13 protein-coding genes are annotated in these 15013 nt (G+C 66.9%); 4 read left to right on the forward strand and 9 right to left on the reverse strand.

Annotation, left to right across the window (positions count from 1 at the left end):
- Positions 1–346 precede the first annotated feature (346 nt).
- The 5 genes from ACZY1F_RS01520 to ACZY1F_RS01540 form a co-directional block, all read right to left on the reverse strand.
- Positions 347–1798 (reverse strand): aldehyde dehydrogenase (NADP(+)), encoded by a 1452-nt coding sequence (locus ACZY1F_RS01520; protein ID WP_463939900.1) that lies wholly within the window; start codon positions 1796–1798, stop codon positions 347–349.
- Between the two features lie 69 nt (positions 1799–1867).
- On the reverse strand, positions 1868–2977 hold the full coding sequence (locus ACZY1F_RS01525; protein ID WP_463939901.1) for a mandelate racemase/muconate lactonizing enzyme family protein: 1110 nt from the start codon (positions 2975–2977) through the stop codon (positions 1868–1870).
- Positions 2977–3882 (reverse strand): 5-dehydro-4-deoxyglucarate dehydratase, encoded by a 906-nt coding sequence (locus tag ACZY1F_RS01530; protein ID WP_463939902.1) that lies wholly within the window; start codon positions 3880–3882, stop codon positions 2977–2979. The genes ACZY1F_RS01525 and ACZY1F_RS01530 overlap by 1 nt, the downstream gene beginning before the upstream one ends.
- Complete coding sequence (locus ACZY1F_RS01535) at positions 3879–4847, reverse strand: NAD-dependent epimerase/dehydratase family protein (RefSeq protein WP_463939903.1); 969 nt, start codon at positions 4845–4847, stop codon at positions 3879–3881. Before ACZY1F_RS01535 ends, ACZY1F_RS01530 begins: the two co-directional genes overlap by 4 nt.
- 27 nt (positions 4848–4874) lie before the next feature.
- Positions 4875–6311, reverse strand: a complete 1437-nt coding sequence (locus tag ACZY1F_RS01540; protein ID WP_463939904.1) for a Gfo/Idh/MocA family oxidoreductase — start codon at positions 6309–6311, stop codon at positions 4875–4877.
- 350 nt (positions 6312–6661) lie between these two features.
- Here ACZY1F_RS01540 and ACZY1F_RS01545 point away from each other — a divergent pair, with 350 nt between their 5' ends.
- Entirely contained in the window at positions 6662–7696 is a 1035-nt protein-coding gene (locus ACZY1F_RS01545; protein WP_463939905.1) for a LacI family DNA-binding transcriptional regulator, read from the forward strand.
- 6 nt (positions 7697–7702) lie between these two features.
- On the opposite strand, the gene ACZY1F_RS01550 is transcribed toward ACZY1F_RS01545, so the two are convergent.
- Entirely contained in the window at positions 7703–8410 is a 708-nt protein-coding gene (locus ACZY1F_RS01550; protein WP_463939906.1) for a FadR/GntR family transcriptional regulator, read from the reverse strand.
- Positions 8411–8506: 96 nt separating this feature from the next.
- On the opposite strand from ACZY1F_RS01550, the gene ACZY1F_RS01555 reads away from it, so the two are divergent.
- The gene (locus ACZY1F_RS01555; protein WP_463939907.1) at positions 8507–9850 is read left to right on the forward strand and encodes an alpha-hydroxy acid oxidase; all 1344 of its coding nucleotides are present in this window, start codon (positions 8507–8509) and stop codon (positions 9848–9850) included.
- An 87-nt stretch (positions 9851–9937) separates the two neighbouring features.
- Here ACZY1F_RS01555 and ACZY1F_RS01560 read toward each other — a convergent pair whose 3' ends face one another.
- Positions 9938–10480 (reverse strand): ArsR/SmtB family transcription factor, encoded by a 543-nt coding sequence (locus tag ACZY1F_RS01560; protein ID WP_463939908.1) that lies wholly within the window; start codon positions 10478–10480, stop codon positions 9938–9940.
- A gap of 91 nt (positions 10481–10571) precedes the next feature.
- Entirely contained in the window at positions 10572–11783 is a 1212-nt protein-coding gene (locus ACZY1F_RS01565; RefSeq protein WP_463939909.1) for an acetoin utilization protein AcuC, read from the reverse strand.
- Positions 11784–11890: 107 nt separating this feature from the next.
- On the opposite strand from ACZY1F_RS01565, the gene ACZY1F_RS01570 reads away from it, so the two are divergent.
- Together ACZY1F_RS01570 and ACZY1F_RS01575 are read left to right on the forward strand one after the other, a co-directional pair.
- Positions 11891–13324 (forward strand): TrkH family potassium uptake protein, encoded by a 1434-nt coding sequence (locus ACZY1F_RS01570; RefSeq protein WP_463939910.1) that lies wholly within the window; start codon positions 11891–11893, stop codon positions 13322–13324.
- Positions 13317–14003: a potassium channel family protein gene (locus ACZY1F_RS01575; RefSeq protein WP_104060499.1), complete on the forward strand. Its 687-nt coding sequence runs from the start codon at positions 13317–13319 to the stop codon at positions 14001–14003. Before ACZY1F_RS01570 ends, ACZY1F_RS01575 begins: the two co-directional genes overlap by 8 nt.
- Before the next feature lie 17 nt (positions 14004–14020).
- Here ACZY1F_RS01575 and proC read toward each other — a convergent pair whose 3' ends face one another.
- Complete coding sequence (proC, locus tag ACZY1F_RS01580) at positions 14021–14854, reverse strand: pyrroline-5-carboxylate reductase (protein WP_463939911.1); 834 nt, start codon at positions 14852–14854, stop codon at positions 14021–14023.
- Between the last annotated feature and the right edge of the window lie 159 nt (positions 14855–15013).

Here is a 15013-nt window from a genome sequence, read left to right on the forward strand (position 1 = left end):
CCTTAGGCGCACCATCCAGGACCTGCATGCGTAGGAAGTACTCTAAATTTCGCCAGTGTCATACCTGCGCGGGCGGAACTGGAGGCTGCGGCCTCCGCTCCCGCCGACAATGCTTGGCACATCCCGGGAACTCGGGTGGAGGACCAGTGGGCTATTTTCCTCGTCGGCGCCGAACGGAGTGCGGAACAGGGTGACTCCCGGTTCAGGGTTCTGCAGGACAATACGGTCCCGCCATCGACAACAGCCCTTCCCGGCGGACCCCAGCGGTTCCCCAATGCGCGCACGCCCCGAACACTGGGTATCCGGTGCCTGTTGTGACGGCACCCCAAGCGTGAAGTTCGAACAGTTAGGGAAGAACCAGCTCACCGTCCACGCGGCGCGGGATGCCCAACGGGTTGCTTTCGCGCAGTGCCGGATGCAGGACCGTTTCCGGAGCATCCTGGTAGGCCACCGGGCGCTGGAAGCGGCGGACCGCCGTCGCGCCCACTGACGTGAACAGGGACGTGGTGGCCGGGTACGGGCCGCCGTGCTGCTGTGCCCAGTTCACTGCAACACCGGTGGGCCAGCCATCGAAGAGGACCCGGCCGGCAAGGCCGGACAGCTGCTCCACGAGGTCCGTGACGTCCTCGCCCGGCTGGGCGTGGACCGTGGCGGTCAGGCTGCCGGGAACCTTGGCCAGGACCGCGGAGAGCTCGTCCTGGTCAGCGTATTCAATCAACATCGTAGTGGGCCCGAAGCACTCCTCCAGGAGCTCGTCCGGGCGCTGCAGGGCGTTCGCGGCGGAGGTGGAGAACACCACGGGTGCGGCGCCGTCGCGGGTGGCATCCTGGTCTGCGGTGCCGCTGACGATGGTCACGTCGGGCAGCGAAGCCACGCTCCGCAGGCCTTCCGGGTAGGCATCCGAGATCCGGCTGGTGAGCATGGCCGCCGTCGGCTTGTCCTTGCTGGCCTCAGCCAGTTCCGCGGCGAATCCTGTGCCCGCCGGGATAAACACCAGGCCGGGTTTGGTGCAGAACTGGCCGGCGCCCATGGTGAACGAGGCGGCAAGTCCCGACGCGAGCTGGCCGGAACGCTCGGCCAATGCGGCCGCGGTGATGACCACCGGGTTCAGGCTGCCAAGCTCGCCGTAGAAAGGGATGGGGTCGGGACGGGAGGCCGCGAGGTCAAACAGCGCCCGGCCGCCCGGGATGGACCCGGTGAAGCCTACGGCCTTGATGGCGGGATCCTGCACCAGCGCCGTGCCCACCTCGCGGCCTGCCACGAGTGCGAACAGGCCTTCCGGGGCTCCGACGGCACGCAGGGCTTCGGTGACCACCTCGGCCGTCCGTTCAGACAATTTCAGGTGGCCCGAGTGGGCCTTGACGATCACGGATGAGCCCACGGCCAGGGCGGACGCGGTGTCGCCGCCGGCAACCGAGAACGCGAACGGGAAGTTGGAGGCCGAGAAAACGGCTACAGGACCGATCGGGCGAAGAATGCGGCGCAGGTCCGGCTTCGGCGGCGTGGCGGACGGGTCCGCGTGGTCGATCACGGCTTCAAGGTAGGAGCCTTCGATGATCACGCGCGCGAACAGCCGCAGCTGCCCGGACGTGCGGGCCACCTCGCCGGTCAATCGGACGGTGCCGAGGCTGGTCTCCGAATCGGCGATCTCCACCAGTTCGGCCACATTGGCGTCCAGGGCGTCGGCGACGGCGTTGAGCCAGCCTGCGCGCTCGGCATCGGACGCGGCGGCCGCGATGGAGGCGGCCCGGGTAGCGGCAGCCGTGAGCTCGGAAAGGGAAAGGGTTGCAGTTGTCACTGGGGTACCTGTATTTCGTCGGGAGGTGTCGTGTCTGCGTCTAGTAGATCTGCGGTCATAGGGCGTGCATCAGGCCTGCGGGTTGTCCGTAAAGCGGAAGCCCAGTCCGGGCTGGCCCGTGAGGGTCAGTCGGCTGTTGCTGAAACGGACAGGCGACGGCCCGGCCAGGATGCCCAGCTGCTCGAAGGACGCGTCCTCCACGTCCTCCACCAGCGTAGGCTCCGCCAGCGTAAGCGCCAGCTGCCCGGACAGCTCCGGCAGAAGGTGCGGCATCACGCGGATGCTGTTGGTCCGCGCCAGCTCCACGATCCGCCGGAACGGCGTGATGCCGCCTACCCGAATGATGTTGGGCTGGATGATGTCCACCGCCTCCGCCTCAATGAAATCGCGGAACCGGTAGATCGTGTGCAGGTTTTCGCCGAGGGCGATGGGCACGGGTGACTGCTTCCGCAGCCTGCGGTAAGCCCAGAGATCGTCCGCGCGGATGGGCTCTTCGAGCCACTCCAGCCCGTACTCGGCCAGAACGTCCAGGGCCTTGAAAGTGGTGGGCAGGTCCCAGCGCTGGTTGGCGTCGATCATCAGCTTGCGGTCCGGGCCAAGGACGGACCGGACGGCCGCCACACGCTCGGCGTCCTCGCGGATATCGGGCTTGCCCACCTTGATCTTGACTGCCTGGTGCCCGGCGGCGACCCAGCGTTCGGTCTGGGCCACCAGCTCCTCCAGCGTGTAGTGCAGGTTCACGCCGGACCCGTACACCTCCGCGGACTCCTGCCGCTGGCCGATCAGGCTGGTCACGGAGGTCTGCGCGCGGCGGGCCTGCAGGTCCCAGAGGGCAAGGTCGACTCCGGCCATGGCGATGGTGGTCAGTCCCCCGCCGCCGGCCTCATGCAGCCGCTTCCACAACGCGTCCCACACCGTCTCTGGGTTGGCGGGCAGGCCCGAGACGAACGGTGCGATGTCGTAGTCGAGGAGGGCCTTGACGGCCTGCGGGCCGATGGTGGGCGTCCAGGAAAAACCGTGCCCCGCGCCGCCGTCGTCCGTCTGGATTTGCGTGACGATCACATGGTTTTCCGGCGCGTCCGCTCCCCAGCTGCGCCGCAGCGGCACAGTCAGGAGGCGGGTGGTGAGTCCGGTAATGCGCGGCGCGGTCCGGACGGCTTCGACGGCGGGCGCACTCATCAGCGGCCAGCCAGCTCGTAGCCCTTGGCAAGGATGGACTTCAGCTGGAGCAGCTGGTCCTCGGTGGGGTCCATCAGCGGCGGCCGGACCGGGCCAACGGGAAGTCCGCCCAGCCGCAGGCCGGCCTTGACCAGCGACACGCCGAAGCCGGGGGTCTGGTCCCGGAGCCGCACCAGCGGGGCGTAGAAACCCTCCAGCAGGGCGTTGCGGCGGTCCTCATCACCGGACATATAGGCGTCGTAATAGGCCTTGGCGATCTCCGGTGCCATGGCGAACGCGGCCGAGGAGTAGAGCGGGATGCCCAGGCCCCGGTACGCGCCCTGGGTCAGTTCGGCGGTCAGGAGCCCGTTGAAGAAGGCAAAGTCCTCGCGTCCAGTAGCGCGGACCGCGGAGACAATCTCCTGGGCCAGGCCAACATCGCCCAGCCCGTCCTTGAAGCCGATCACCTTGGGATTTGCGGCGAGCCGGACCATGGACGCGGCGGTGAACTTGGCGTTGCCGCGGTGATACACGATCACCGGGAGGCTACTGGCGTCCGCCACTGCTTCGATGTACGCCACCAGGCCGTCGGTGGGTCCGGTGACCAGGTACGGCGGCAGGACCAGGAGTGCGTCGGCGCCGGCTTCCTCGGCAACACAGGCGGCGGCAAGGGCATGCCCCAGCGGACCGCCGGCGCCGGCCACCACCGGCACCTTGCCAGCCACAACCTCGACGGCGGCGGTCACCACGGTACGCACCTCGTCGATGCTCAGGGCGTGGAACTCGCCGGTGCCGCAGGCAGGAAACACCCCGCCGGGTCCGAACGGCAGCCGCGAGCCGATGTGCTCCTTGAGAAGCTCCACGTCAACGGTGCCTTCCGGCGTGAACGGGGTGACGGGAAAGAACAAAACGCCGTCGAATTTCATGATGTCTCCTTGGAGCCGGCTCCGGCTGTGACCAGCGAGGCGGATGTCTCGTCGTTGAGGGTGGTTGCTGTCTTGAGTTCGGTCCGCCAGCTGCGCTTGGGTTCCCAACCCAGCAGGTCGCGGGCCTTGGCAATGGAAAAGGCGGGGCTGGTGCCCGTCAACCCGGCGGCGAGGGCTTCGCTTCCCGGCAGGAAGCGGGGCATCAGTTCGGCCAGCGGTGCCGTGGCCAGGGCATCAGCCGCCCCGACAAAGAAGGTTTCCCCGTTCGGGATGGTGTCCATCTTCTGCAGGAGCACGTCCAGGAAATCGGCTACATCGCGGGCGTCCACGTAGTTGAACAGCGCGGGCGCTGACAGGGCGGGGTCGGCCAGCCGTTCGGCCAGGGTGTGGCCCTGCTGTGTGGGCGCGCCTTCCCATTCCTCCGGCGAAATGACGTAGCACGGGCGGAAGGCGGCGTACCGGATCTTGGAACCCTGCGCCGCGGCAAACATCTGAACGGTCTGCTCGGCGATCAGCTTGGACAGCGCATAGGCGTTCCAGGGCTTCGGCGTGCTGCGCTCATCCAGCGGGAAGCTGTCCGGCAGCCAGCTGGCCGGCGACCCGTAACCCAGCACCGTGGGGCTGCTGGCCGTGACGATCCTTCCGATCCCCAGTTCCGTGGCCGCGCTGATGACGGCGAAGGCCATGCGGGTGTTGGTGGCGAAGATGACGTCCTCCGGCGCGCTGAACGGAACAGCGATCGCGGCGAGGTGGATGACGGCGTCGGGCCTGGCCTCCCGGAGCAGGCGCAGCGCCTCTCCCGGGGCCAGCAGATCGCCGGTTTCCTGCACAACGCCGGCCGGCAGCTGGTCCGACGGGATGGCGTCGCGGTCCACCGAGATGACCTCGTGGCCCGCTTCGGCGAGCCCCGCTACAACGCTGCGCCCCAGCCGGCCGGAGCCACCGGTGACAAAGATCCTGCTCATGTTGTTTCCTTTGGGATTTCGGGCGGGCTAGGCGTCGCGGCGAAGGTCTGCGCCGAGATGGAGATCCTCGATGCGGACGGGAAGGGATGATTCCAGCGAAAGGTTGCCGGCAATGCCCACGGACACGGAGCGGAGGCCGTCGAGGTAGCCGGACGGGCGGCCCAGCGGGTCCTCGCCGGGACCGTTGAAGAGGTCGGAGAGGAGTAGGTCGTCGCCGCCGCCGTGGCCGCCTTCGCCGTTGACGATGGGTACTTCGTAGGCGGGCTCCCAGTGGCGCTGGACTACCAGGCGTTCGCCGTTGCGGCGGACGGCGTCTTCCTCCTCAATGGGGGTGGCGCTCGGATCAACCACGGTCTTTTTGTCCGTGCTGTTGAGGACGGCGGCGCGTTCCACCACTTCGAGTTCGGCCCGGCCTTCGGTGCCGTTGACGGCCACGCGGTAGCCTTCCCACGGGCTGTGGGCGTTCAGGGAGTAGCTCAGCCGGGGCCCGCCCTGGTACTCCACCACGAGTGCCAGGTTGTCCTCAATGGTGATGCCGCCGGTGAAAACGTCCTGATCGCGGCGGTAGCCGTCGTAGTGCTCGTTGTCCAGGAAAAGGGCCTTCAGGCGCTCATCCTCCCGCAGGTCCAGCGCGAACGGATCCTTTTCAGCTGTTTTGTCCCCGATGACGGGGGTTTCGGCGTCGGGCGTTCCGCGCTCCGGGCGGGGACCCAGCCCGCGCTCGGCGGCGTTCTTGTCGCCATAGAACTTGAGGCCGCCGGAGGCGAACACGCGCTCCGGGACGTCGTTGATCCACCAGTTGACGAGGTCAAAGTGGTGGGATGCCTTGTGGATCAGCAGGCCGCCGGAGTTCTTCTTTTCGCGGTGCCAGCGGCGGAAGTAGTCGGCGCCGTGCACGGTGTCCAGGACCCAGCTGAAGTCGATGGAGGTGACCTTGCCGATCACGCCGCTCTGGATGATTTCCTTCAGGGCACTGTTGCGCGGTGAATAGCGGTAGTTGAAGGTGACTACCACGTTGCGGCCGGTTTCCGCCACAGCCTTGGTGATGCCGCGGCAGCCTTCGGCGTCGATGGTGAGGGGTTTTTCGACGACGACGTCCGCGCCCGCCTCAAGTGCCTCCACGATGTAGTCCGCGTGGGTGTAGTCCGGCGTGGTCACCACAACGCGGTCGATATTGTTGGCCTGGATGAAGGCGGTGAGGTCTGCGGGGTCGAAGGAAGCGACCGGGCCCGGAGCACCGAGTTCCTGGATGAGCTTCTGGTAGAACTCGACGCGGCCGGGGTTGACGTCGGAGAACGCCACCAGCTCCGCGGTGTCCGCGTGCTTGCCGAAGATGGCGCGGATGTACATCTCGGAGCGCCCACCGGTGCCGATCAGGGCGATGCGGGCTTTGGTACGCGTACCGGACTCCGGTGCTGAAGTTAAGGCAGCGGTAGCAGAACTCGATTCGGCTGTGTTGACCATGAGGGTCCCTTTCGAAGGCTTCAATACTCGGCCGTGCTGCGGCCGCTGGTGGTGCGCTGGATTGTGGTGCTTGGAACGTGTGCTGCTATGGACCGTGATTCGGAAGTCGCTGCGGCATGCGAGAAAGCGTTTTCTCAGTACCGCTACATGATTTCTATCAATAGACGCGCGGTCCCGTCAACCCTTATCCTCTCTAAGAGAAAGCGCTTTCTGGATCAGGGGCCCATTTTTGCGATGAGGCAGGGATCATCCGGCGCACCGACCGAATAGAAACCGGTTTCCAAGCGCGTTGTATGCTGTCCCTCGGGCGCCGGTACTCACGGGGACCGGGACTTACGAAAGGCAGGGCCATGGCCAGGAAATCGGCAACCGGCAGGATCGGCATTGCGGACGTTGCCGTGAAGGCAGGGGTATCGCACGCCACTGTTTCGCGCGTAATGAACGGCAACTTCACCGTGGACCCGGACATCGCGGCACGAGTGCGGGCGGCCGCCGTCGAGCTCAAATACCAGCCCAATCCCGTGGGGCGCAGCCTGGCGCTGGGAAAGACGGACACCATCGGCATTGTGGTGCCGGACCTTGCCAACCCCACCTTCCAGGCGATCCTGCGCGGATTGAGCCGGGCTGCGGCGGAAGATGGCTACCGCGTCCTGATTGCGGACTCCTTCGAGGTCTCCAGCGAGGAAGCCATCCTGGCCGGCGAGGCCCGCCGGCGCTGCGACGGGCTGGTGCTCTGCGCCCCGCGCATGAGCGATGCCGAGCTCGAGGAGATCGCGCCGTCGCTGCACCCGCTGGTCCTGATCAACCGGACGACGGCGGCTGCCGGGATTCCGAGCCTCGTGGTGGACTACGGGCAGGGCGTCCAGGACCTGGCCGAATACCTGGTGGGTCTCGGCCATACGCGCCTGGCCTTCCTGGCCGGCCCGGCAGGCAGTGCCTCAAATGGCCTCCGGCTCGAGGGCCTGGAGGCGTTCAAGGCCAGGCACCCCCAGGTGGATGTCACCATGCTCGACGGCGGCTCGGACTTCGATACCGGCCATGGGGCCGTGGACTCGGTCCTGGCCAGCGGCGCCACGGGCATCCTGGCCTTCAACGACCTCGTGGCCATGGGCCTGATGAGCGGCCTGCACGAACGCGGCGTGGACGTTCCCGGCGACATTTCCGTCACCGGCTTCGACGACATCCCCTTCGCCCGCTACACCACGCCCACCCTGACCACCGCGGCGGTCCCCATCACCGAACTTGGCGGCCAGGCCTGGCGCGAACTGCGGGCACTCATCCGCAAGGAAGACCACGACGCCCCGGGCAGCCGGTACCAGCCGCGCCTGGAAATCCGGGCCAGCAGCGGCCCCGCCAAGGCACCGCGTACGGCCGCGCACGGCTGACGCGCACTATTCCGCGGCCGGGCGCCCAACCCCGCCCTCGCGGTAGTACCCCTCGATGTGGGCAGCCACCAGCCTGGCCGCACGCTCGCCGTCGTCGTTCCTGATGGCGGCCAGAATGTCGCGGTGCTCCGCCTGCAGGCGCGACGCCGTGGCATCCCAGTCCGGGAGATTGGCCGTAAACCGGGCGGTGTACCCCTGGATTGATTCGCGCAGAGAGCCCATCATGGCGCTGACCACGGCATTGCCGGCGGCGTCCGCGAGGGCCAAATGGAACCGGATATCCAGCGCCAGGAAGTCATCAGCCGTCCGGGCCACGCGTTCGACGGCGTCCATCTCGCCCAGGAGCATGGCGGCCTGTTCCAGATGCGGAGCGTCGGGCTTGGCCCGGGCAGCCGCCCAGGTCTCCAGCAGGATGCGCGTTTCCACGATGTCGGACACGGGCAGATGCTGCGTGGCGACGTGGAGCCGAAGCGCCGAGCCGAGCGCCGCCGTCGGATCCGAAATCACCACCGTCCCTGCGTCCGGGCCGGAGCCGACCCCTGCACGGACCACCCCCATGGCCTCCAGGATCCGGATGGCCTCCCGCACCGACGTTCTTGACACGGCCAGCTGCTCGGCAAGTGCCCGCTCCGCTGGCAGGCGTCCGCCCACGCTCAGCAGACCGTCGGAAAGCTGTTGTTCGATCCACGTCAGTACGAGTTGGTGCGTGCGCATATCGCAATGGTACTTGATGTGGTTGGACCACATGGCCTAGAGTGTGGTTAGACCACAGCCCGATCCCCCGCGCCAGGCCCACCAACGGAGGCAGCCATGACCCACACCATCCAGCCGAACAATCCCGAGGTCACGCCGGCCCCGGATGCCACGGACGTACCGGCATCCGCCGCCACAGCGCCGAAGCCGGCCGCCGGCGCGTCATCGGTCCCCGCTGCTCTGAAGCGCCGCATCCCCAAGTACTCGGACCTGGCCCCGCTGATGCAGTTCAAGAAGCCCGAGTTCAGCAAGGAAGCGCGGCTGAAGCGCGCCAGCACCATCTGGGACCTGCGCGACATGGCCAAGCGCCGCACGCCGCAGGCCCCGTTCGACTACACCGACGGCGCCGCCGAGGGCGAGATCACCCTGCGCCGCGCCCGCGAAGCCTTCCTGGACATCGAGTTCCGGCCGGGCATCCTGCGCAACGTCTCCAGCATCGACCTCAGCACGGACATCCTGGGCAAGCCATCGCGGCTGCCCGTGGGCATCGCCCCCACCGGCTTCACCCGCATGATGCAGTCCGAGGGCGAATACGCCGGCTCGCAGGCAGCTGAAGCCGCCGGCATTCCGTACACCCTTTCCACCATGGGCACCGCCTCCATCGAGGATGTGGCCGCCGCCGCCCCGAACGGCCGCAACTGGTTCCAGCTGTACCTGTGGACGGACCGCGACCGGTCGCTGGAACTGATCGAGCGCGCCGCCAAGGCCGGCAACGACACCCTGATGGTCACCGTGGACACCGCCGTCGCGGGCGCCCGCCTCCGTGACGTCCGCAACGGCATGACCATCCCGCCGGCACTGACCGTCAAGACTGTGCTTGACGCGTCGTACCGCCCCGCCTGGTGGTTCAACTTCCTCACGCACGAGCCGCTCACGTTCGCCTCACTCTCCCGCTACACCGGGACGGTGGCCGACCTCATCAACTCGATGTTCGACCCCACCCTCACGTTCGATGACCTGGACTGGCTGCGTGAAACCTGGAAGGGCAAGCTCGTGGTCAAGGGCATCCAGACCGTTGAGGACGCCCGCAAAGTGGTGGACCATGGCGCCGACGGCGTGGTGCTCTCCAACCACGGTGGCCGCCAACTGGACCGCGCTCCCATCCCGTTCCACCTGCTGCCGGAAGTCAAGGAAGCCTTCACCAAGGACAACTCGGACGCTGCCATCATCCTGGACACCGGCATCATGAGCGGCGCGGACATCATCGCGGCCCTGGCCCTGGGCGCCGACTTCACGCTGATCGGCCGCGCGTACCTGTACGGCCTGATGGCCGGCGGACGGGCGGGAGTGGACCGCACCCTGCAGATCCTCGAGAAGGACATGGCCCGGACCATGGCACTGCTCGGCGTCAGCAAGCTCTCCGAGCTGACCCCGGACCACGTGCGCCTGCTCAACAAGTAAGGCGTCCCGCCCGCCTAACTAGGTAGCAGTACGTGTCGTTTTGAGCCCCCAAAACGACACTTACTGCTACCTAGTTGGGGTTAAGGGCTACTTTTTGCGGCCGAACTTGGGGAGGTTCGGGAGGTTCGCCAGCAGGTCCGCAGCCTTCGTGGCGGCGCGGCCCACAGTGCGGCCGATCTGCTGCGGCACGGTGTCGTCGCTGAGCGGGGCCACCGTGCCGCCCGGAATCACGACGGCGGGACTCAGCTCGGCGCCCGGACGCTCCAGGACGGCGGCGATGGCTGCGTTGTCCGGCAACGCGGTAGCCACGGCTTGCTCGGTGCCGGCTTCCGCGCCAGCGCGGGGTGACTTGGCGACGGCGGCTGCCGGGCCGACGTCGAACGTCTCCAGCCAGCTGACGATCCCCTCAAGCGGTTTGGGGTTCAGCGCGTAATAGCGCTTCTGGCCCTGCGCCCGCATGCTGACCAGTTGGGCCTCGCGGAGGACTTTCAGGTGCTTGGAAATGGTGGGCTGGCTCGCGGAAAGTTCTTCCACCAGCTCGCCCACTGCTTTGTCCCCGGCGCGCAGGGATACCAAAATGTCGCGCCGGGTTGCTTCCGCAATGACGGCAAATACGTCGTCTGTCACCATGACTCCCACCCTAGCGACATATACGCGGCCGGGCATCAACTATTTCGCCCGTGACCGGCCCCGCGCGGGGTGAAGGCGGAGTCAAGAAGGATCAGTCGAACCAGGGATCAAGGCCGTGCAGCGGGAAAACGGCTTTGCGGGTGGCCATGACGGTGCGGTCCACGGCGTCGTTGGGGTCAAAACCTACTTCCCAGGACCGCCACCAAAGCTCCACGTCGTCGCCCATCAGGCCTGGGGTGTCCATCCCGAATTTGTCCGAAACATATTTGCGCCAATCCTCCGGCACCTGGGTCCGGAGCGGAACGGGCCGTCCGGCGGCGATGGCGATCAGGTGGCTCCACGAGCGCGGCACAACGTCGGTGACGCTGTACCCGCCGCCGCCCGTGGCGATCCAGCGGCCCTCGCAGTGCCGGGCAGCGAGATTCCCGACGGCGGTGGCCGCCTCGCGCTGGCCGTCCACACTGATGTTCAGGTGTGCCAGCGGGTCAAGGCGGTGCGAGTCGCAGCCATGCTGGCTGACGATGACTTCCGGCTGGAACGCGCCCACGAGCTGCGGCACCACGGCGTGGAAGGCCCGCAGCCAGCCGGCATCGCCGGTGCCGGACGGCAGGGCGACGTTCACGGCGCTGCCCTCAGCCCGGGGACCGCCGATCTCGTTCGCGTAGCCTGTCCCGGGGAAAAGGGTGAGACCGCTTTCATGCAGGGAAATGGTTAGGACCCGGGGGTCGTCCCAGAAGATGCTTTCCGTCCCGTCGCCGTGGTGCGCATCGACGTCGATGTACACCACACGCCGCATGCCGCCGTCGAGCAGTCTCTGGAGGGCCACGGCGGAGTCGTTGTAGATGCAGAAGCCGCTGGCGCGGTCACGGGCGGCGTGGTGCATGCCCCCGCCGAAGTTCACGGCGTGGAGCGCGGACCCGTCCAGGATGGCGGACGCGGCGGCCAGCGATCCACCTGCCAGCCTCGCGGCGGCGTCGTGCATACCGGCGAAAGCAGGATCGTCGTCGGTGCCCAGACCGCGGGCAACATCGGGCGAGGTCGGGTCGTCGCTGACCCGACGGACCGCAGCCACAAACTCAGGCGAGTGCACGGTTTCCAGTTCGGCATCGGAGGCGATCTCCGGAGCCTCCACGGACACATGCGCAAGGTCCAGCAGGCCCAGGCTGCGGGAAAGGCGGGCCGTCAGGTCCAGCCGCGCGGGAGCCATCGGGTGGCCCGGGCCAAAATTGTAGGCCGTCATGGCGGAATTCCACACCACCATCGTTGGTGGCGCGGGCTGGCTGAGACCGGGCAGGAATGTCATCAATGAACAGGCTACCGGAGGACACCGCTGCCCCGGCCCGGCCATTACGCGGGCATTAGTGGTTTACTACTGGAGGAAACAGTTTCAACCGAGGAAAAGCCGCCCCCATGACGCAACGCCAGTCGAGGCCCCGGAACCCGGCCAGCTGGCACCCCGCGGCACCGGAGCGCGAAGGCCTCTGGATCTTCACCCGCGTACGCGACGTCGTTGACGATATCGCCAATACGTCGCCTGCCCGGCTTGCCCTGAGCGCTTTCGGGGCGGTCTGCCTGGTCTTCACCTTCCTCCTCTCGCTGCCCGTCTCCTCCGCCACCGGTACGGCCACTCCGATACACCAGGCCCTGTTCACGGCGGTGTCCGCCGTCTGCGTGACGGGACTGACGGTTGTTTCGACGGCGGTGCACTGGTCCTTCTTCGGCCAACTGGTCATCCTGATTGGCATCTTCGTGGGCGGCTTAGGAACCCTGACCCTCGCCTCGCTGCTGGCCCTGATGGTGAGCAAGAAGCTTGGCGTCCGCGGCAAGCTCATCGCGCAGGAGGCCATGAACAATGCCGGCCGGCTCGGTGAAGTGGGTACGCTGCTGCGGATCGTCATCGTGACCTCCGTGGTAATTGAGGGCATCCTGGCACTGGCGCTGATCCCCCGGTTTATGACGCTGGGCGAGCCTTTCTGGCAATCGGTGTGGCATGGCGTCTTTTACTCCATCTCCTCGTTCAACAACGCCGGTTTTACCCCGCATTCGGACGGCATTGTGCCCTACGAGACCGACCTCTGGATCCTCATCCCGCTGATGCTTGGCGTGTTCCTGGGCAGCCTGGGCTTCCCTGTGGTGATGGTCCTGCAGCAGAACGGGCTCAACTGGAAAAAGTGGAATCTCCACACCAAGCTCACCATCCAGGTGTCCTTCATCCTGCTGGCCGCCGGCGCCGTGCTGTGGGCGCTGATGGAGTGGGACAACGTTCGGACCATCGCCCACATGGACCTCGGCGACAAGATCACCCATTCGTTGTTCGCGTCCGTTGTGACCCGCTCCGGCGGTTTTAACCTGGTGGACCAGAACCACATGGAATCCACCACCATGCTGCTCACCGACGCCCTGATGTTCGCCGGCGGCGGTTCGGCGTCGACGGCGGGCGGCATCAAGGTGACCACCATCGCCGTGATGTTCCTCGCCATCGTCGCGGAGGCCCGCGGCGACTCCGACGTCAAGGTGTACGGCAGGACCATCCCCCAGGGGACCATGCGGGTGGCTATCTCCGTCATCGTGGCCGGCGCCACGCTGGTCTCCGTCTCAGCGTTCCTGCTGCTGCAGATCAGCGGCGCATCCCTGGACCGGGTGCTGTTCGAAACCATCTCGGCCTTCGCCACCGTGGGGCTCAGCACCAACCTCAGCGCCGAGCTGCCGCCGTCGGGCGTTTATGTCCTCACCGCCCTGATGTTCGCGGGCCGCGTGGGCACCGTTACCCTTGCAGCTGGGCTGGCCCTGCGTCAGCGCAGCCAGCTGTACCACTACCCGGAAGAGAGGCCCATCATTGGCTAATTCCTCAGGCGCCCCCAACCGCCCCGCCCACAACGCGCCGGTACTGGTGATCGGGCTGGGCCGCTTCGGTTCATCTACCGCCGAGCAGCTGGTGAAACAGGGCCGCGAGGTGCTGGCGATCGAACGCGACCGGAGCCTGGTCCAGAAATGGGCACCGCTCCTCACTCACGTGGTGGAGGCCGACGCGACCAACATCGATGCGCTGCGCCAGCTCGGTGCACAGGAGTTCAGCTCCGCCGTTTGTGGCGTGGGAACGTCCATCGAGTCCTCCGTGCTGATCACCGTGAACCTCGTGGATTTGGGCATCGAGCACCTCTGGGTCAAGGCCATCACACCCTCGCACGGCAAGATCCTCACCAGGATCGGCGCGAACCACGTGATCTACCCCGAGGCCGACGCCGGCGTCCGCGCCGCGCACCTGGTCTCCGGCCGCATGCTGGACTTCATCGAATTCGACGACGACTTCGCCATCGTGAAAATGTACCCGCCCCGTGAAACAGTCGGTTTCACGCTGGACGAGTCCAAGGTGCGCTCCAAGTACGGTGTGACCATCGTGGGCGTGAAGTCGCCCGGCGAGGACTTCACCTACGCCCGCCCTGAAACCAAGGTGTCCGCCCGCGACATGCTGATCGTGTCCGGGCACGTGGACCTGCTGGAACGGTTCGCCGCGCGGCCGTAGTTGCGGGTGGGTGGGGACTAGCCGAGCTGTCTGGTGATCTCTGCGGAGCGGTCCGCTGCGGCGCGGGCGCCGGCGGCAATGATGGCCGGAATGCCGCGGTCGTCGAAGGTAGCGATGGCCCGTTCGGTGGTGCCGTTGGGGCTGGTCACTCCCTTACGCAGGGCTGAGGGGTCGGCACCCGGCTCGGCCAGCATAAAGCCCGCGCCGGCGACTGTCTCGCGGGCCAGGAGCAGCGACAGCTCGGGATCCAGTCCCAGTTCGACGCCGGCAGCTGCCATGGCCTCGGCCAGGTAGAACGCGTAGGCGGGACCCGAGCCGCTGATGGCCGACAACGCATCCACCTGCTCCTCGGGCACCTCCACCACGGTGCCCGCGGCCCGCAGGATGTCCTTGACAGTCTGGAGCTGTTCCGGCGTGCAGTTGGTACCTGGTGAAACGGAGACGACGCCGCGGCCCAGTTTGGAAGGGGTGTTCGGCATGGTGCGGATCACCGGCTGTCCGGGAGGCAGGGCAGCTTCAAGTTGCGCCAACGATACGGCTGCGGCGACGCTGACTACGATGGCGTCCGGGGACAGGGAGCCACCGATTTCGCGGGCCAGGTCGACGATGCCCACGGGCTTGACGCCAAGGATTACGACGGCGGATCCCTTGGCCGCGTCCTTATTGTTGTTAGGTTCCTCTTCGCCGGCGACGGCCGTAATGCCGTGGTGGCGCAACGCCAGCTCCTCGGCGCGTTCTGCACGGCGGACTGTAGCGATGACGTCGGCGGGGTTGGTCCCAGCGGCCAGAAGGCCCGAGAGGATGGCTTCGTTCATGGATCCACAGCCCAGAAAGGCGATTCGGTTACTCATGGTTCCATCATGGCAGTTCGGGTGCGCGGCTGCAGAAACGGGACGATTCGGAAAGAACGGGAACCCGCCGAAAGCGATTCACAGCGGACTCCCATGTTCGCTGCAGCTTGCACACAACTTCGCCGCCTAACGTAGTTATTACCTCATTGAGGGTGCGAG

It is taken from the genome of Pseudarthrobacter xylosi (assembly GCF_055412765.1).

Bases quoted from the DNA above. Each gene is read 5' to 3' on its own strand.
- ACZY1F_RS01525 (WP_463939901.1), bottom strand. From the start codon at position 2,977: ATGAGTGCGCCCGCCGTCGAAGCCGTCCGGACCGCGCCGCGCATTACC.
- ACZY1F_RS01530 (WP_463939902.1), bottom strand. From the start codon at position 3,882: ATGAAATTCGACGGCGTTTTGTTCTTTCCCGTCACCCCGTTCACGCCG.
- ACZY1F_RS01535 (WP_463939903.1), bottom strand. From the start codon at position 4,847: ATGAGCAGGATCTTTGTCACCGGTGGCTCCGGCCGGCTGGGGCGCAGC.
- ACZY1F_RS01540 (WP_463939904.1), bottom strand. From the start codon at position 6,311: ATGGTCAACACAGCCGAATCGAGTTCTGCTACCGCTGCCTTAACTTCA.
- ACZY1F_RS01545 (WP_463939905.1), top strand. From the start codon at position 6,662: ATGGCCAGGAAATCGGCAACCGGCAGGATCGGCATTGCGGACGTTGCC.
- ACZY1F_RS01550 (WP_463939906.1), bottom strand. From the start codon at position 8,410: ATGCGCACGCACCAACTCGTACTGACGTGGATCGAACAACAGCTTTCC.
- ACZY1F_RS01555 (WP_463939907.1), top strand. From the start codon at position 8,507: ATGACCCACACCATCCAGCCGAACAATCCCGAGGTCACGCCGGCCCCG.
- ACZY1F_RS01560 (WP_463939908.1), bottom strand. From the start codon at position 10,480: ATGGTGACAGACGACGTATTTGCCGTCATTGCGGAAGCAACCCGGCGC.
- ACZY1F_RS01565 (WP_463939909.1), bottom strand. From the start codon at position 11,783: ATGACATTCCTGCCCGGTCTCAGCCAGCCCGCGCCACCAACGATGGTG.
- ACZY1F_RS01570 (WP_463939910.1), top strand. From the start codon at position 11,891: ATGACGCAACGCCAGTCGAGGCCCCGGAACCCGGCCAGCTGGCACCCC.
- proC (WP_463939911.1), bottom strand. From the start codon at position 14,854: ATGAGTAACCGAATCGCCTTTCTGGGCTGTGGATCCATGAACGAAGCC.